This window comes from Alishewanella agri BL06 (assembly GCF_000272005.1).
GTDB lineage: Bacteria > Pseudomonadota > Gammaproteobacteria > Enterobacterales > Alteromonadaceae > Alishewanella > Alishewanella agri.
The window spans coordinates 1-17,185 of sequence record NZ_AKKU01000007.1 but is presented as its reverse complement, the minus strand read 5'-3'; the positions used below and the strand labels follow the sequence as shown (position 1 = coordinate 17,185).

At 49.9% G+C, this 17,185-nt stretch carries 15 protein-coding genes; 10 read left to right on the top strand and 5 right to left on the bottom strand.

Going from position 1 to position 17,185, the window contains the following annotated elements; all coding sequences use genetic code 11:
* Positions 1-66 precede the first annotated feature (66 nt).
* Entirely contained in the window at positions 67-636 is a 570-nt protein-coding gene (locus AGRI_RS03155) for a YceI family protein (protein ID WP_008983561.1), read from the top strand.
* A gap of 55 nt (positions 637-691) precedes the next feature.
* Here the strand turns inward: AGRI_RS03155 and AGRI_RS03150 are convergent, their stop codons facing one another.
* The 5 genes from AGRI_RS03150 to ubiG all read right to left on the bottom strand — a co-directional run bounded on the left by AGRI_RS03150 (position 692) and on the right by ubiG (position 6,559).
* The gene (locus AGRI_RS03150; RefSeq protein ID WP_008983560.1) at positions 692-1,663 is read right to left on the bottom strand and encodes a tetratricopeptide repeat protein; all 972 of its coding nucleotides are present in this window, start codon (positions 1,661-1,663) and stop codon (positions 692-694) included.
* 66 nt (positions 1,664-1,729) lie between these two features.
* Positions 1,730-1,987 (bottom strand): class I ribonucleotide reductase maintenance protein YfaE, encoded by a 258-nt coding sequence (gene yfaE / locus AGRI_RS03145; RefSeq protein ID WP_008983559.1) that lies wholly within the window; start codon positions 1,985-1,987, stop codon positions 1,730-1,732.
* A gap of 5 nt (positions 1,988-1,992) precedes the next feature.
* A complete protein-coding gene (nrdB, locus tag AGRI_RS03140; RefSeq protein ID WP_008983558.1) occupies positions 1,993-3,123 on the bottom strand; it encodes a class Ia ribonucleoside-diphosphate reductase subunit beta in 1,131 nt (376 codons plus the stop codon).
* A 69-nt stretch (positions 3,124-3,192) separates the two neighbouring features.
* On the bottom strand, positions 3,193-5,478 hold the full coding sequence (nrdA, locus tag AGRI_RS03135; protein WP_008983557.1) for a class 1a ribonucleoside-diphosphate reductase subunit alpha: 2,286 nt from the start codon (positions 5,476-5,478) through the stop codon (positions 3,193-3,195).
* Between the two features lie 352 nt (positions 5,479-5,830).
* Positions 5,831-6,559 (bottom strand): bifunctional 2-polyprenyl-6-hydroxyphenol methylase/3-demethylubiquinol 3-O-methyltransferase UbiG, encoded by a 729-nt coding sequence (gene ubiG, locus AGRI_RS03130; RefSeq protein ID WP_008983556.1) that lies wholly within the window; start codon positions 6,557-6,559, stop codon positions 5,831-5,833.
* Between the two features lie 188 nt (positions 6,560-6,747).
* Between ubiG and gyrA the strand changes: the two genes are divergently transcribed.
* The 9 genes from gyrA (at position 6,748) to pyrF (ending at position 16,961) form a co-directional block, all read left to right on the top strand.
* Complete coding sequence (gyrA, locus tag AGRI_RS03125) at positions 6,748-9,378, top strand: DNA topoisomerase (ATP-hydrolyzing) subunit A (RefSeq protein ID WP_008983555.1); 2,631 nt, start codon at positions 6,748-6,750, stop codon at positions 9,376-9,378.
* Positions 9,379-9,483: 105 nt separating this feature from the next.
* Entirely contained in the window at positions 9,484-10,566 is a 1,083-nt protein-coding gene (gene serC / locus AGRI_RS03120) for a 3-phosphoserine/phosphohydroxythreonine transaminase (RefSeq protein WP_008983554.1), read from the top strand.
* Positions 10,563-11,843 (top strand): 3-phosphoshikimate 1-carboxyvinyltransferase, encoded by a 1,281-nt coding sequence (aroA, locus tag AGRI_RS03115; protein WP_008983553.1) that lies wholly within the window; start codon positions 10,563-10,565, stop codon positions 11,841-11,843. Before serC ends, aroA begins: the two co-directional genes overlap by 4 nt.
* 146 nt (positions 11,844-11,989) lie before the next feature.
* Complete coding sequence (gene cmk / locus AGRI_RS03110) at positions 11,990-12,682, top strand: (d)CMP kinase (protein WP_008983552.1); 693 nt, start codon at positions 11,990-11,992, stop codon at positions 12,680-12,682.
* A 110-nt stretch (positions 12,683-12,792) separates the two neighbouring features.
* Positions 12,793-14,472, top strand: coding sequence for a 30S ribosomal protein S1 (gene rpsA, locus AGRI_RS03105; RefSeq protein WP_008983551.1), 1,680 nt, complete (start codon positions 12,793-12,795; stop codon positions 14,470-14,472).
* Positions 14,473-14,537: 65 nt separating this feature from the next.
* A complete protein-coding gene (ihfB, locus tag AGRI_RS03100; protein WP_008608519.1) occupies positions 14,538-14,822 on the top strand; it encodes an integration host factor subunit beta in 285 nt (94 codons plus the stop codon).
* Positions 14,823-14,860: 38 nt separating this feature from the next.
* Positions 14,861-15,106: a DUF1049 domain-containing protein gene (locus tag AGRI_RS03095; protein WP_162098366.1), complete on the top strand. Its 246-nt coding sequence runs from the start codon at positions 14,861-14,863 to the stop codon at positions 15,104-15,106.
* A gap of 59 nt (positions 15,107-15,165) precedes the next feature.
* A complete protein-coding gene (locus AGRI_RS03090) occupies positions 15,166-16,242 on the top strand; it encodes an N-acetylglucosaminyl transferase (RefSeq protein ID WP_237713014.1) in 1,077 nt (358 codons plus the stop codon).
* Positions 16,243-16,259: 17 nt separating this feature from the next.
* On the top strand, positions 16,260-16,961 hold the full coding sequence (gene pyrF / locus AGRI_RS03085; protein ID WP_008983548.1) for an orotidine-5'-phosphate decarboxylase: 702 nt from the start codon (positions 16,260-16,262) through the stop codon (positions 16,959-16,961).
* Positions 16,962-17,185: the final 224 nt, after the last annotated feature.

Genomic DNA, 17,185 nt, shown 5'->3' with positions numbered 1-17,185 from the left:
TTTCTTTCGGGTTCTTTCCGGTAAGCTAGATCATGTTTTGTAACGACTATCTTCCGGAGGAACCTGATGAAAAAATTACTGTTAGCATCATCTTTAGCCGCCTTAATGGCTTTGCCTGCCCAAGCTGCTGATTACGTGATAGACACGGAAGGCGCGCATGCCTTTATTCAATTTAAGATTAGCCATTTAGGTTACAGCTGGTTGTATGGCCGCTTTAACGATTTCAGCGGCGATTTTAGTTACGACAGCAATAATCTGGCCGCTTCAAAAATCAATGTGACTATCGATACCAAGAGTATTGATTCCAACCACACTGAGCGTGATCAGCATTTACGTAGCGCGGACTTCCTGAATGTCGAAAAATTCCCACAGTCCAGCTTTGTCAGCACTAAAGTAGTACCAACCAGTGGCGATAACTTTGAGCTGCACGGTAAATTCACCTTAAATGGCGTGACCAAAGATATTGTGATTGCGGCAGAAAAAATTGGTGAAGGTCAGGATCCTTGGGGCGGCTACCGCGCCGGTTTTGCCGGTACTGCGGCTTTTGCACTGAAAGATTTTGGCATTAATTACGATCTGGGCCCGGCTTCCGCTACCGTATATCTGGAACTGAGTGTCGAAGGTATTCGGAAGTAATAACGCCAATCAGAATAAAACCCCGATGGCAACTTAAACCGTCGGGGTTTTTATTTTATTGACTAAGCTGAGCGGCGAGCTGTGCTCTGGCTTCAATAAAGTCTGGTTCCTCGATGACCATGCGGGCAATTTGCTGATACAAGGCATTGGCACGCACCTTATCGCCCTGACGCAGGTATAACTGCGCCAGCCGTAACTTAGCACGCGGTAACCGCAGTTGCTGACTACCATCGTAGAAGGCGAGGTAGGCCTCTAAAGCCTGAATACCCTCAGCCTGATAATGCTCAGTAAAGACCGCAAGCCGGCCAAGTTGAAAATTAACGTTATGGCGGCTGATTTCATCGGTCAATAAGGGCTGTAGCTGCAAATAGGTTTGCTGTGCCACGAGAAATGCACTCTGCTGAGTTAAGATGGCAGCCTTACGCAGCAACAGTTCAGTGTTATCCGGCGTTTGTACCAACTGAGCATCCAACAGCGCCAGCGCATCACTCAGGCGACCTTCTGCAACGGCATTACTGGCTCTGGCCAAGGTACCTTGCACCGGATCGAGCGCGAACAATTGTTCGGTAAGTTCTGCTGCCAGGGCTTTGCTACCACCTGCCGTAGCCGGCGCAACCTGATAAAAGTTAATCAGCGCTTGTTGCGCCAGATAGTTTTTCGGATCCAGGCTGATGGCTTTTTGCAGCAGGTCCAGACCATCGGTGGCTCTTTTGCGAGCGTTAAAGATATTGCCGCTATTGGCGAGTGCAATTTTATTTAGCGCTGCCTGAGTAAGCAGGGCACTGTGCTCAGGGAACTGTTGAATCAACTCGTTAAGCAGCGTATTGGCTTCTTCCCGAAACTGTTGTTGGATCAGTGCTCTGGCACGCAATAGCATCAATTCCGGATCCTGCTGTGCGACCGGATCCTGCTCCAGTTGTTGTAATAACTCAGTATAACGAGCCTTGGCGAATAGCGACGTATAATCGCTGCTGGCCGGAGCCGACAGCGGTATGGTTAACAGCAGGGAGAGAAGCAGAGCTTTCATGAACAACCGTCGATAACTAGAAAAAATCCGGCGCTAATTTTGCTTTAACTTAAGCAAAAATACCATTTATTTCGGAATTTCCAGTTCGATATCGGTCTTGGGAATACTGCAACATGGCAAGAATTCGCCACGGCGGACAAAAGCCAGTGGCTCTTGCAGGTAACTGACTTGTCCATTCAATAACTTACAACGACAGGCGCCGCAAAAACCCTCACGGCACTGATAGTTAACCGCCTGCTGCTGTTGCTCCAGAAACTGTAGCAGGTTAGGCGAGGAGCCATCGAAGTTGACGACGACCTCGCCGTTAATGCGAACCTGCGGCATCGGCGTTACAGATCAAAATCACCAAAGTCGGCGGTATCGACTTCGTTATCAATCTGTCCTACCAGATAGGAGCTGATCTCCGATTCCTGCGGTGCCACCTGCACATTGTCAGATACCAGCCAGGTATTGATCCACGGAATAGGGTTTTGGGTGGTAGCAAAGCGTGGTTTTAAGCCGACAGCCTGCATCCGGCTATTGGTAATAAACTCGACATACTGACACAGAATATCTTTGTTCAGGCCAATCATCGAACCATCTTTAAACAGATAGGCTGCCCAGTCCTTTTCCTGCTCTGCCGCGCGCATAAAGATGGCGTAAGATTCCTCTTCGCACTCTTTGGCAATTTCCGCCATTTCCGGATCATCATCACCGCTGGCCAGAATATTCAGCATATGCTGGGTACCGGTGAGATGCAGCGCTTCATCGCGGGCAATCAGCCGGATAATCTTGGCATTCCCTTCCATCAGCTCACGTTCGGCAAAAGCAAAACTGCAGGCAAAGCTGACATAAAAGCGGATCGCTTCTAACACGTTTACCGACATTAAGCACAGGTAAAGCCGCTTTTTCAGCTCACGCAGCGTGATCTGCTCGCTCTTACCATTAATCTGGTGAGTGCCTTCACCACAACGCTGATACAGATTAATGCCATCAATCAGATCGTCATAGTAACGGGTCACATCAACGGCGCGCTCTAAAATTCGCTCGTTCAGCATAATATCGTCGAAGATCTTATGCGGTTCAGCACTGATATTACGGATAATATGGGTATAGCTGCGGCTGTGAATGGTTTCACTAAAGGCCCAGGTTTCAATCCAGGTTTCCAGCTCTGGAATAGACACTATTGGCAACAGTGCGACGTTTGGCGAACGGCCCTGTACCGAGTCCAGCAGCGTCTGGTATTTCAGATTGCTGATAAAGATATGTTTTTCATGCTCAGGTAATTGCTGGAAATCAATCCGATCTTTACTGACGTCAATTTCTTCCGGCCGCCAGAAAAAGCTCAGCTGCTTTTCGATCAGCTTTTCAAAAATCGGATACTTTTGCTGGTCATAACGGGAGACGTTTACGGCATTACCAAAGAACATCGGTTCCTTGAGCTGGTCATTGATATTGCGGTTAAAGGTGGTGTACGCCATGCTGATTTTAATCCTGAGAATCTGACAAAAACTTACTAAAAAAGAGCGGCCGGGCCGCTCTTCACTGCATTAGATCTTACAGGCGCCACCGGCGCAGCCGTCGTCTTCTGCTGCGGGCTTGATATCATCCTGGATATCAGAAGCGCCATCACGGGTGTTGTGATAATACATTGTCTTCACACCCAGCTTATAAGCGGTAAGCAGATCTTTCAGCAGGATCTTCATCGGTACTTTACCGCCTTCGAACTTGGCCGGATCATAGTTGGTGTTAGCCGAAATGGTCTGGTCGATAAATTTCTGCATAATTGCCACCAGCGTCAGATAACCATCGTTTGATGGAATATCCCACAGCAGCTCGTACTGATCTTTTAAGCGCTCATACTCCGGCACAACCTGCTTTAAGATGCCGTCTTTACTGGCCTTAACGCTGATATGACCGCGCGGCGGCTCGATACCGTTAGTAGCATTCGAGATCTGCGATGAGGTCTCAGATGGCATCAGCGCTGATAACGTTGAGTTACGCAGGCCATACTGCTGAATATCTTTACGCAGCTGCTCCCAATCCAGTTGTAAGGCTTCAGCACAAACCTTATCCAGATCCTTTTTATAGGTATCAATCGGCAGAATACCCTGCGCATAAGTGGTTTCGTTAAACTTCGGACAAGGGCCTTGCTCCTGCGCCAGTTTCACCGAGGCTTTCAGCAGATAGTACTGCATTGCTTCAAAGGTGCGGTGGGTCAGGGCGTTGGCCGAGCCGTCCGAGTATTTAACGCCATGCTTCGCCAGGTAGTAGGCGTAGTTAATGACACCAATGCCCAAGGTGCGGCGCGCCATGGAACCGGATTGTGCGGCCGGAATAGGGTAGTCCTGATAATCCAGCAGACTATCCAGTGCCCGCACCGCTAAATCCGCCAGCGGTTCAAACTCGTCCAGCTGTTCAATGGCGCCGAGGTTAAAGGCTGACAGTGTGCAGAGCGCAATCTCACCGTTTGGATCATTAACATGCTCCAGCGGCTTGGTCGGCAGCGCAATTTCCAGACACAGGTTGCTTTGCCGTACCGGAGCCAGTGCCGGGTTAAACGGACTGTGCGTATTGCAGTGATCGACGTTTTGCAGGTAAATGCGGCCGGTACTGGCGCGCTCCTGCATAAATAAGGTAAAGAGTTCGACTGCCTTAATGCGCTTTTTACGGATCTTGCTGTCAGCTTCATACTTCACATATAAGGCTTCAAACTTTTCCTGATCTTCAAAGAAGGCATCATACAGCCCTGGCACATCAGACGGGCTGAATAAGGTGATATAGTCATCTTTAATCAGGCGCTGATACATCAGGCGGTTAAACTGCACGCCATAGTCCAGATGCCGTACCCGGTTCTCTTCTACACCGCGGTTATTTTTTAGTACCAGCAGCGATTCCACTTCCAGATGCCATAAGGGGTAGAACAGGGTGGCAGCACCACCACGCACACCGCCTTGCGAGCAGCTTTTTACTGCGGTCTGGAAATGCTTATAAAACGGGATACAGCCAGTATGAAAGGCTTCGCCATTGCGGATTGGGCTACCCAGGGCGCGAATACGGCCGGCGTTAATACCAATACCGGCGCGCTGCGACACGTACTTTACAATGGCACTGGAGGTGGCATTGATCGAATCCAGGCTGTCACCACACTCAATCAGTACGCAGGAGCTGAACTGACGGGTTGGGGTACGCACACCCGACATAATAGGTGTTGGCAGTGAAATCTTAAACAGCGACGTCGCATCATAAAAGCGGCGTACATAGTCCAGCCGGGTGCTCTTCGGGTAATTGGCAAATAAACAGGCAGCAACCAGCATATAGAGGAACTGGGCGCTTTCATAAATCTCACCGGTTACCCGGTTTTGTACCAGATATTTACCTTCCAACTGCTTAACGGCAGCATAACTGAAATTCAGATCGCGGCTATGGTCGATATAGCTGTTCAGGATATCCAGCTCTTCGCGGCTGTAATCAGCCAGAATATGCATATCGTAGCGTTTGGCTTCGACCATCTTCACCACCTGATCGTACAGGTGGGGTGGTTCGAATTGACCATAGGCTTTTTTGCGTAAATGGAATACTGCCAGCCGGGCCGCCATATACTGGTAATCCGGGGTCTCTTTTGAGATCAGGTCGGCAGCGGCCTTGATAATGGTTTCATGAATATCGGACGACTTGATGCCATCATAGAACTGAATATGGGATTTCAGTTCCACCTGCGACACCGACACGTTTTTTAACCCCTCGGCCGCCCAGTCAATGACGCGGTGAATTTTATCTAAATCCAGAGGTTCGCGCCGACCATCGCGCTTAGTCACAAAAAGAGTTTGAGTCATCGCTGAAGTATTCCATTTCTTTTAATAATAAGTGAATCGGGTTTAGCGCACGGCTATCAATACACCCGGGTTGCTGACGATTTACACAACATATGGGTGTATTTCAAAAGACGATCACAAGATAGTGTGTATTGTTGGAATTTGCAAGCAAGGAAAAAGCGGCTTTTTTGTGCAGTTTTTTTGCCGGTTAGCAGCCACTAACCTTGAGTTCAGTGTGCCCGGATGCACCGGTCAGAGGCAAGCTTTTTTATAGATTTTTTTGCTTGGATTTATTTGTTCTATAAAGCGGCATTTTTAGTTTAAGCGGTTATTTAGCAGCCAGAGCAAATCAGTACCACTGGCTGCCTTGCCATCAGACCGGCTTACGTGCTACCACAAAGTAGTTTACATCCAAACCGGCACCAAGCTTAAAGCTGTTATTCAGCGGGTTAAAATGCAGACCAGTGGCGTCCACTAATTCCAAACCGGCGTCTTCGATATAGCGCATCAGTACTGAGGGGCGGATAAACTTATCAAACTGATGGGTACCACGCGGTACCAGCTTTAACAGATACTCAGCGCCGACTATGGCAAACAGGTACGCTTTGGCGGTTTTATTAATGGTCGAGAATACCAGCGTTGCACCTGGCGCAGCCAGTTCGGCGCAGGCGCGCACCACCGATGCCGGATCCGGTACATGCTCCAGCATTTCCATACAGGTCACCAGCTCAAATTCGCCGGCGTGACGCTCGGCAAAATCTTCTGCGGTGCTTTGCTGATAATCAATATTTACTCCGGCTTCCAGGGCATGCAGGCGGGCGACATTCAAACCATCCGGCGCCATATCAATACCAGTTACCTTTGCGCCGGCGCGCGCCATACTCTCGGCCAGAATGCCACCGCCACAGCCGACGTCGAGAGTATTTCGGCCAAACAGCCCACCGAGCTGATCACTGATATAACCTAAGCGGGTCGGATTTAATAAATGCAGTGGTTTAAACTCACCTTCCGGATCCCACCAGCGGGCAGCAATCTCATTAAACTTACTGATTTCATTCTGATCGACGTTACTGTTTTTATCGAAGTTATCGGGGCTGTTCATAGTCACTACCTGATTGTTTTCGCGCATTATAAAGCCTTAGCCGGTGCTGGCAACGGCGGCAATTCGAGCAGGCGGTGCAAACAGGCATGGCAAGGTAATATTTCTGTGATAGAATCCGGCGTTGTCTCGCGCTAAACAAAGGCAAGAAAAGCGAGTTATCTATCTGATTTAAGGGAAAATAACGTTTTATGACAGATCTGGCCAGAGAAATAGTTCCAATAAATATCGAAGAGGAATTAAAAAATTCCTACCTCGATTATGCCATGAGCGTAATCGTTGGCCGGGCCTTACCCGATGTCAGGGATGGTCTGAAGCCAGTGCACCGCCGCGTGTTGTTTGCCATGAAGGAACTGGGTAACGACTGGAACAAGGCCTACAAAAAATCCGCCCGTGTCGTCGGTGACGTTATCGGTAAATACCATCCGCATGGTGACAGTGCGGTATACGATACTATCGTGCGGATGGCTCAGCCATTTTCGCTACGGTATATGCTGGTGGATGGTCAGGGTAACTTTGGTTCAATTGACGGCGACTCGGCCGCTGCCATGCGTTACACCGAAGTCAGAATGGCCCGCATTGCCCATGAGCTGTTAGCCGATCTGGACAAAGAAACCGTTGATTTCGTGCCTAACTATGACGGCACCGAACAAATTCCTGCCGTATTACCGACCAAGGTCCCGAACCTGCTGATTAACGGCTCATCTGGTATTGCCGTAGGTATGGCAACCAATATTCCACCGCATAACCTGAATGAAATTATTGATGGTTGTCTGGCGTTAATTGCTAATCCGGATATCGAACTGCATGAACTGATGCAATATATCCCGGGTCCGGATTTCCCAACCGCCGCCATTATCAACGGTCGTAAAGGTATTGAAGAAGCCTACCGTACCGGTCGCGGCAAGGTGTATATCCGCGCCAAAACCACGTTGGAAACCGACGAGAAAACCGGTCGCGAAGCCATTATCGTTAATGAAATTCCGTATCAGGTAAATAAAGCGCGGCTGATTGAAAAAATTGCCGAGCTGGTAAAAGAAAAACGCATTGAGGGTATCTCAGCGCTACGTGATGAGTCTGATAAAGACGGCATGCGGATTGTGATTGAGCTAAAACGCGGTGAATCCTCAGACGTGATGCTGAACCAGTTATATGCCAATACCCAGATGCAAACGGTATTTGGTATCAATATGGTGGCCTTGGCCAATGGCCAGCCAAAGCTGTTAAGCCTGAAAGAGATGCTGGAATACTTTATTCTGCATCGACGCGAAGTGGTGACCCGCCGCACGGTTTACGATCTGCGTAAAGCCCGCGAACGCGCCCATATCTTAGAGGGTTTAGCCGTTGCACTGGCCAATATCGATGCCATTATCGAACTGATTAAAACCTCAGCCAGCCCGGCAGAAGCCAAAGCGGGCTTAGTCGAGCGCGGCTGGGAGCTCGGTGGTGTAAGTGCCATGCTGGAACGTGCCGGTCAGGATGCAGCGCGTCCGGAATGGCTGGAAGAACATTTTGGCATCCGTGACGGCCAGTACTTCCTGACGGAGCAGCAAGCCCAGGCTATCCTCGACTTACGTCTGCACAAGTTAACGGGTCTGGAACATGAAAAGATCCTGGCCGAGTACAAAGAGCTGTTGGATCTGATTGCTGAGTTACTGCATATCCTGGCAAGCCCGGAGCGGCTGATGGAAGTGATCTGCGAAGAGCTTGCCGCAGCCAAAGCCCAGTACGGCGATGCCCGGCGCACCGAGATCCAGGACAATATGCTGGATATCAACTTAGAAGATCTGATCACCGAAGAAGATGTGGTGGTGACCTTATCGCACCTGGGTTATGCCAAATATCAGCCGCTGTCTGATTATGAAGCGCAGCGCCGTGGTGGCCGCGGTAAAGCCGCGACTACCGTAAAAGATGAAGATTTCGTCGATAAGCTGCTGGTTGCCAGCACCCACGATACCATTCTGTGTTTCTCGAACCGCGGCCGTTTATACTGGCTGAAGGTGTATCAGTTACCGCTGGCCAGCCGCACTGCACGTGGCAAACCTATCGTCAATATTCTGCCATTGGAAGAGGGCGAGCGCATTAACGCCATCCTGCCGGTACGCGAATACGAAGAAGGCAAGTACGTCTTTATGGCCACCGCCAATGGTACCGTGAAGAAAACCGCCTTGACCGAATACTCGCGGCCTCGCAGCAACGGTATTATTGCGGTGAATCTGAATGAAGGCGATAAGCTTATTGACGTTGGCATTACCGATGGCAGCAACGAAATTATGCTGTTCTCGGATGATGGCAAGGTTGTACGCTTTGCCGAAGACGAAGTGCGGCCAATGGGCCGTGGCGCTACCGGTGTACGCGGTATCCGCTTACGCGATGGCGGCAGTGTGGTGTCACTGATTATTCCTCAGGGCGAAGGCGCTATTCTGACTGTAACCGAAAACGGCTATGGAAAACGTACTGCACTGACCGAATATCCGACCAAGAGCCGCGCTACCCAGGGTGTGGTCTCGATCAAGGTCTCTGAGCGTAACGGCCTGGTGGTAGGTGCAGTTCAGGTCGCAGAAAGTGACGAGATCATGATGATTTCGGACAAAGGTACGCTGGTACGCACTAGGGTACGTGAAGTGTCAGAAGTGGGGCGCAACACCCAGGGCGTGATCCTGATCCGTACCCAGGAAGGCGAAAAAGTCTCGGGTGTGGAGCGAATTGCTGAAATTCAGGAAGAGCAAGTGGCGGCGCTTGCTGATGCCGAAGACGTAGTCCGTACGCCGGAGGTACAGGACAGCCAACTGGCGCAGGATGACGCCGGCGAAGAAGAATAATACTGTTTAGAAAACGGGCGCTTTGGCGCTCGTTTTCTTTTAGGCAGAACAAGAAAGAACAACTAAGGCCAGTTTTAAATTACGCAACGAAAGTGAGATCTAACCATGACAACCTATAATTTTTGCGCTGGCCCGGCGATGCTGCCTGTTGAAGTAATGGCACAAGCCCAGCAGGAATTTGTGAACTGGCAAGGCCAGGGCTGCTCAGTAATGGAGCTGAGCCATCGCAGTAAGCCTTTTATTAAAGTTGCCGCTGACGCGGAACAAGACCTGCGCGATTTACTGGCCATCCCCGCCAACTACAAGGTCTTGTTTATGCACGGTGGTGGCCGAGGCCAGTTTTCTGCCGTGCCGCTTAATTTATTAAAGAGCGGTCAAAGTGCCGACTATTTTATCTCTGGTGCCTGGTCATCTGCAGCGGTTGAAGAAGGGAATAAGTTTGGCCAGATTAAAGCGCAGGATATCCGCGTAAAGAACGCCGATGGCAACCGCAGTTTGCTAAGCCCAGCAGACTGGCAAATTAACTCAGCTGCGGCCTATGCGCACTTTTGCCCGAACGAAACCGTCGATGGCCTCGAGTTTTCGACCTTACCTCAAACCACAGTGCCGTTAGTTGCGGATCTGTCCTCGACGATTTTATCACGGCCACTGGATGTCAGCCGCTACGGCGTGATCTATGCCGGCGCGCAGAAGAATATCGGCCCCTCAGGCTTGACCGTGGCCATAGTCCGCGAAGATTTGTTGCCGGCGCCCAACAGCGCCATTCCGGCGGTGTTGGATTACCGCCTGGCCGCTGAAAATGACAGCATGTTTAACACGCCACCAACCTATGCCTGGTATCTGGCCGGTTTAGTGTTTAAATGGTTAAAAGCTCAGGGCGGTGTGGCGGCGATGGCTAAGTTAAATCAACAAAAAGCCCAGACGCTGTATCAGTTTATCGATAAAAGTGATTTTTACCGCAACGATGTTGATACGGTATACCGTTCCTGGATGAATGTGCCGTTTTTCCTGGCCGATGAGCGCTTAAACGATCTGTTCGTAACCGAAGCCGAGCAACATGGATTGCTGGCGTTAAAGGGGCACCGTATGGTCGGCGGTATGCGCGCCAGTATTTATAATGCAATGCCGCTGGCGGGCGTACAGACGCTGGTCAGCTTTATGCAGGAGTTTGAGAGGGTGCACGGATGAAAACCCTAACTCTGCAACCTATCTCGAAAGTAGCCGGTGAAGTGCATTTACCCGGCTCGAAAAGTATCTCTAACCGGGTTCTGCTGTTAGCGGCACTGGCCGAAGGCACGACCCGCATCACTAACTTGCTCGACAGCGATGATGTTAAGCATATGCTGAATGCCTTAACGGCGCTCGGCATCAGTTATAAGTTATCAGCTTGTCGTACCGAATGCGAAGTACAGGGTCTCGGCGGCTTATTTCATCATCCGCATGCGCTAACGTTATTTTTGGGTAACGCCGGCACCGCGATGCGGCCGTTAACGGCGGCTTTGGCTGCGTCTAATGTTGATGTGACGCTAACCGGCGAACCTCGGATGTATGAGCGGCCTATCGGCCATCTGGTCGACGCACTGCGCCAACTTGATGCCGATATTCAGTATCTGGAGCAGGACGGTTTTCCGCCACTGCGGATCCAGGGTAAACCCCTTAGCACCGGTACAATACGGATTGATGGCAGTATCTCCAGTCAGTTTTTAACGGCGGTGCTGATGGTGGCGCCACTGCTGAACGGCGATAGCGAGATCCTGATTGACGGTGAGCTGGTTTCTAAACCCTATATTGATATCACGCTGGCTCTGATGGCACGCTTTGGCGTCACGGTTGAAAATCAGCAATATCAGCGCTTCCTGGTAACGGGTAACCAGCATTACCGCTCGCCGGGCCACTGGCTGGTTGAGGGCGATGCGTCATCGGCGTCCTACTTTTTGGCCGCCGCGGCGATTAAAGGTGGTACCATTAAAGTTACCGGCATTGGTAAAGATGCGGTGCAGGGCGATATTCACTTTGCCGATGCGCTGGCGGCGATGGGCGCCACAGTGGAATGGGCCAGTAACTATATCGCCGTTACTCGTAACCAATTAACCGGCATTGACCGTGATTATAACGCCATTCCGGATGCTGCGATGACTATTGCCACCACGGCGTTGTTTGCCAAAGGTCCGACGGTGATCCGCAATGTTTATAACTGGCGGGTTAAAGAAACCGATCGGTTGGCAGCGATGGCAACAGAGCTAAGAAAAGTGGGGGCTGAGGTAGAAGAAGGCGAAGATTATCTGAAAATCACGCCACCGACACAGCTAAAGCATGCCAGCATTGCCACCTATAATGACCATCGGATGGCGATGTGTTTCTCTCTGGTCGCGTTAAGTGATACGCCGGTCACCATTGAAGATCCGGATTGTACCGCGAAAACCTTTCCGCAATATTTTGATGTGTTTCAACGGCTTAGCCAATAGCGCTTAGCCCGGCCCGTCAAGAACGCGTAATCAAACTGGCTACGCGTTTTCTGTTTAATCAACGCAGTTAAACACAGCTTTTGTCATAAAAAGCTGTATAATGTGCGCCGTTTTCATTACCGATTAATCTGTTTTCAGGGGGTAGGATGCCACTTAATGCACCAGTTATTACCATAGATGGCCCAGGTGGCGCGGGTAAAGGCACGATCAGCCGCTTAGTTGCACAGCAGCTGGGTTGGCAGTTACTCGACAGTGGCGCCATTTATCGGGTTCTGGCGCTGGCAGCAATGCATCATCAAATCGATGCTGCCGACGAAGCCGCACTACAACCATTGGCAGCACATTTAGATGTGCAGTTTACCAGTGACGAAGCCGGTAACACGCTGGTTATTCTGGAAGGCGAAAATGTTAGCCACAGTATCCGTACGCAGGAAGTGGCTGAAATGGCATCAAAAATTGCTGCGTTACCGACGGTGCGCGAAGCCTTGTTACGCCGTCAGCGCGCCTTTGCTGAACAGCCAGGCCTGGTCGCAGATGGTCGCGATATGGGAACGGTTGTATTCCCGCAGGCAGAAGTTAAAATCTTTTTAACCGCCACCGCGCAAGAGCGCGCCAATCGGCGCTTTTTGGAGTTGAAACAAAAGGGTTTTGATGTTAACATCGGCGACCTTTTAAGCGAAATCCAGGCCCGCGACGATCGGGATACCAATCGCGCTACGGCACCGCTAAAACCGGCGGCGGATGCCTATATGCTGGATTCGACCGGTAAAACCATTGAACAAGTGCTGCAAGAGGTACTGCAGGTGGTGCAAGGCAAATTGCCCGTGCACAACCCGTGAACCAGGCCAAAGCTGCATGTTGGACAGCCAGTAACACGGACGCTTACTGGTAAATTTAGCAACCCCATAACACAAGATGTGAAGTGGAGCACTTAACTGAAAAAGTGACTATGACTGAAAATTTTGCTTTATTATTTGAGGAAAGCCTCAAAGCCATCGAAACCCGCCCAGGTGCCATCGTTAAAGGTACTGTTGTTGCTGTTCTGAAAGACGTCGTCATGGTTGACGCTGGTCTGAAGTCAGAAGCCGCCATCCCGGTTGAGCAGTTCAAATCTCTGAGCGGCGAAATCGAAGTTAGCGTGGGTGACATCATCGACGTAGCCTTAGACGCTATCGAAGATGGTTTCGGCGAAACCTTATTATCTCGTGAAAAAGCTAAGCGCCATGAGGCCTGGGTTCGCCTGGAAAAAGCTTGCGAAGATAAAGAAACCGTTATCGGTGTTATCACTGGTAAAGTTAAAGGTGGCTTCACAGTTGAAGTTGATGGTATCCGTGCTTTCCTGCCTGGTTCATTAGTTGACGTACGTCCGGTACGCGACACCCTGCACTTAGAAAACAAAGAGCTGGAATTCAAAGTTATCAAGCTGGATCAGAAGCGTAACAACGTGGTGGTATCACGTCGTGCCGTGATCGAATCTGAAAGCAGCCAGGAACGTGACCAGCTGTTAGAAAACTTAGAAGAAGGCATGGAAGTTAAGGGTATCGTTAAGAACCTGACTGACTACGGTGCTTTCGTAGACTTAGGTGGCGTAGACGGCTTACTGCATATCACTGATATGGCGTGGAAGCGCGTTAAGCACCCAAGCGAAATCGTTAATGTTGGCGACGAAATTCCAGTAAAAGTACTGAAATTCGACCGCGAGAAGCAGCGCGTATCTTTAGGCCTGAAGCAAATGGGCGAAGATCCGTGGGCAGCTATCGCTTCACGTTACCCAGAAGGTGCGAAAATTTCTGGTCGCGTCACTAACCTGACTGATTACGGCTGCTTCGTAGAAATCGAAGAAGGCGTAGAAGGCTTAGTTCACGTGTCTGAAATGGACTGGACCAACAAGAACATCCACCCATCTAAGGTTGTTAACCTGGGTGATGCTGTGGAAGTTATGGTTCTGGAAATCGACGAAGAACGTCGTCGTATTTCTTTAGGCCTGAAACAGTGTAAAGCTAACCCATGGGAAGAGTTCGCTAAGGGCTTTAACAAGGGCGATCGCGTAAGCGGTAAGATCAAGTCTATCACTGACTTCGGTATCTTCATTGGTCTGGACGGCGGCATCGACGGTCTGGTTCACTTATCTGACATCAGCTGGAACTCTACCGGCGAAGATGCAGTACGTGAATTCAAGAAAGGCGACGAAGTACACGCTGTTGTACTGCAAGTTGACCCAGAGCGTGAGCGTATCTCTTTAGGTATCAAGCAACTGGATGAAGATCCGTTCAATGATTACCTTGCTGACAACAAAAAAGGTGCTATCGTTAAAGGTGAAGTTTCAGCCGTTGACGCTAAAGGCGCTACTGTGATGTTAGAAGGTGGCGTTGAAGGTTACGTTCGCGTGTCTGATATTTCACGTGATCGCGTTGAAGACGCTACTACAGCGCTGAAAGTTGGCGAAGCCATTGAAGCCCGTCTGATGGGCGTGGATCGTAAGAACCGCGTAATCAGCCTGTCTATCAAAGCCAAGTTTGAAGCTGAAGAAAAAGAAGCTATGGATACCATCAACAGCAAGCAACAAGATGCTGACTTTGGTGTGAACGCTATGGCTGAAGCATTTAAAGCTGCTCAAAAGCAGGACTAAAATGCCAGTGAAGCAGGGGGCCTGTGCCTCCTGCTTTCTCCTTAAGCAGGTATGCCGGAGGGTCTATGACCAAATCTGAATTAATAGAAAAACTTGCCACCAGTTTCCCCCATATTCAGGTCAAAGATGTTGAAGCTTCCGTAAAAGAAATTCTGGAGCAAATGGCACAATCGCTGGCTTCCAGTGAACGTATTGAAATCCGGGGTTTTGGTAGTTTCTCACTGCATTATCGTGCACCACGCGTTGGCCGTAATCCAAAAACCGGCGACAAAGTGGAATTGGACGGTAAATATGTACCGCACTTTAAGCCAGGTAAAGAGCTGCGGGATCGGGTAAAAGATAACACCTGATAAGCATTGCCTTTTAACTGCAAACTTAACGGAGCTGAGTGTTGCGTAGATTGGTTTTTGTTGTATTTATTCTTCTTGTAGCATTACTCGGCTTTTTACTCGGCTCCACTAATCAGCAACTTACCGAGTTAAACTTGCTGGTAGTTAAGCTTGATTTGCGGGTAATTGATGTTGCCGTGATTTTTCTGGTCACGGGTATTCTGCTCGGCCTGATCTTTAGCGCATTGTTTGCGTTACAACGTAAAACCCGGGGCTGGTTTCGTAATACTGCTGATAAAGCCTAAACCCTATGCCTGAATTGCTATTTCTGTTACTTCCTGTCGCCGCCGCTTACGGCTGGTTTATGGGTAGAAATAGCCTTAAAACTAAGGAACTTAAGGGCAGGGCAGACATTGCCCGCAATCTGTCTTCCGGCTTAAACTTCCTGCTCACCGATCAAGAAGACAAAGCCATCGAACAGCTGTTAGAGTTGTTAGACGTTGAAGCCGCAACTATTGATACTTATCTGGCACTGGCTAATTTATTCCGGCGTAAAGGTGACTGGGATAAGGCGATAAAAATCCACGAAAAGCTGCACCAGCTAAAATTACCTAAAGTCAAAGCCCAGCAGATCCAGTTTGAGCTGGCAAAAGATTACTACGCTGCCGGCTTATTTGACCGCGCCGAAAAATTACTGTTACCGCTAACTGAAAATGAACAATTGCGCGAAGGCGCATTAAAGCAGCTGTTTAGTATTTTTCTGTCCACCCATGAAATGCATAAGGCCGTTGCATTAAGCCCGGCAGTGGCGCAAACGCAATCCCGTTCATTACGGATTGCGCTGGCGAATATGCAGGTGCAGCAGTTAGAACAACAGCCTGACATCGCCAGCCTGAGTCAGTTAGCTGAAGATTACCCGCAAGCCATCAGACCACGCTTCGCGCTGGCAAAGCTGGCATTAGCCAAACAGGATACCGCCACTGCGCACGGCGCCATTATGAGTATTTTGAAACAGAAACCGCAATGGAGTGCCGATTTATTACCACTACTCAGTCAATGTCAGCTGGAGCCAGAACAGTGGCAGCAGTTACTGGCGCAACTGGCAGATAAACATCAGAATATCAGTGCCCGCTTATTACTCACTGACTGGCTTGCCGAGCATCAATCGCTTAGTGCGGCCGAGCAGTATTTGCTGCAAAAACTGCAACAGCAACCGAATATCCGGTTGTTTCAGAAGCTTTTGCAGTTACGGCAACAACAATCAGCCATGGCTGGCGAGGTACTGGAATCGGTAGCGGGACTGGTTAATGCTTATCTTGATAGTAAGGCGCTATATAGTTGCCGCAGTTGTGGCTTTAAAACCCGCCAACCCTATTGGCTTTGTCCATCTTGTCAGCAATGGGAGAGTGTTGAACCTATTGCCGGTATTGATGGCCGTTAACTCCTGAAGGAAATGTCATGTCTTGTAGTTCGCCCGTCATTGTCGCGTTAGACTTTGATAAACAGGCCGATGCCTTAAATCTGGTGAGTCAGCTCGATCCCACGCTATGCCGCTTAAAAGTTGGCAAAGAAATGTTTACCCATTTCGGTCCACAGTTTGTGCAACAGCTGCAACAGCGCCAGTTTGAAGTTTTTTTAGATTTAAAATTCCACGACATTCCCAATACCGTCGCCAAGGCCGTTAAAGCCTCAGCAGAACTCGGAGTCTGGATGGTGAATGTACACGCCAGCGGTGGTAGTAGAATGATGTTGGCTGCAAAAGACGCGCTGCAACCTTTTGGCGCTAAGGCCCCCAAATTGATTGCAGTAACCGTATTAACCAGTATGGAACAAAGTGATCTGACGGAGTTAGGCATAACTTTGACGCCTGCAGAGCAGGTCATCAAACTCGCAGGCCTCACCGCTAAGTGCGGGCTGGATGGCGTAGTGTGTTCTGCTCAGGAAGCGGCATTGTTGAAGCAGCAATTCGGCGCGGCTTTACAGCTGGTGACGCCTGGGATCAGGCTGGCAGACAGTGTGGCAGATGATCAGCGCCGAGTCATGACACCCGCTGCAGCACGTGATGCCGGTGTTGATTATATGGTAATCGGGCGCCCAATTACTCAGGCCGCGGATCCTTTGGCGGCGTTGACGCAAATTATTAACTCACTTCGTCACTAGGGCGTGTTGACGTTTGCTGCTTAGATTTTGTTCGCACTGGCGGCGCTTTGATCGCGAAACGAGGAGTGCGGTTTAGTTATTCTAAATAAACGACGAGTGAAGCTACCGCGTCCTGCTCTCGCCCCTGACCTGCATCCATGCAGGCCACAAAGAGCAAAGCGCCGCCAGCTCGAACCCTCCGGGCAGCGTTTGGCTGGCGTTTCTACTGCGTTATCGCTTGTTCA

Excerpts from the sequence above, each read along its gene's own strand:
- nrdB (WP_008983558.1), bottom strand. The coding sequence starts at position 3,123 with ATGGCGTACACCACCTTTAACCGCAATATCAATGACCAGCTCAAGGAA.
- ihfB (WP_008608519.1), top strand. The coding sequence starts at position 14,538 with ATGACCAAATCTGAATTAATAGAAAAACTTGCCACCAGTTTCCCCCAT.
- AGRI_RS03155 (WP_008983561.1), top strand. The coding sequence starts at position 67 with ATGAAAAAATTACTGTTAGCATCATCTTTAGCCGCCTTAATGGCTTTG.
- ubiG (WP_008983556.1), bottom strand. The coding sequence starts at position 6,559 with ATGAACAGCCCCGATAACTTCGATAAAAACAGTAACGTCGATCAGAAT.
- aroA (WP_008983553.1), top strand. The coding sequence starts at position 10,563 with ATGAAAACCCTAACTCTGCAACCTATCTCGAAAGTAGCCGGTGAAGTG.
- nrdA (WP_008983557.1), bottom strand. The coding sequence starts at position 5,478 with ATGACTCAAACTCTTTTTGTGACTAAGCGCGATGGTCGGCGCGAACCT.
- AGRI_RS03090 (WP_237713014.1), top strand. The coding sequence starts at position 15,166 with ATGGGTAGAAATAGCCTTAAAACTAAGGAACTTAAGGGCAGGGCAGAC.
- AGRI_RS03150 (WP_008983560.1), bottom strand. The coding sequence starts at position 1,663 with ATGAAAGCTCTGCTTCTCTCCCTGCTGTTAACCATACCGCTGTCGGCT.
- pyrF (WP_008983548.1), top strand. The coding sequence starts at position 16,260 with ATGTCTTGTAGTTCGCCCGTCATTGTCGCGTTAGACTTTGATAAACAG.
- rpsA (WP_008983551.1), top strand. The coding sequence starts at position 12,793 with ATGACTGAAAATTTTGCTTTATTATTTGAGGAAAGCCTCAAAGCCATC.
- yfaE (WP_008983559.1), bottom strand. The coding sequence starts at position 1,987 with ATGCCGCAGGTTCGCATTAACGGCGAGGTCGTCGTCAACTTCGATGGC.
- cmk (WP_008983552.1), top strand. The coding sequence starts at position 11,990 with ATGCCACTTAATGCACCAGTTATTACCATAGATGGCCCAGGTGGCGCG.
- serC (WP_008983554.1), top strand. The coding sequence starts at position 9,484 with ATGACAACCTATAATTTTTGCGCTGGCCCGGCGATGCTGCCTGTTGAA.
- gyrA (WP_008983555.1), top strand. The coding sequence starts at position 6,748 with ATGACAGATCTGGCCAGAGAAATAGTTCCAATAAATATCGAAGAGGAA.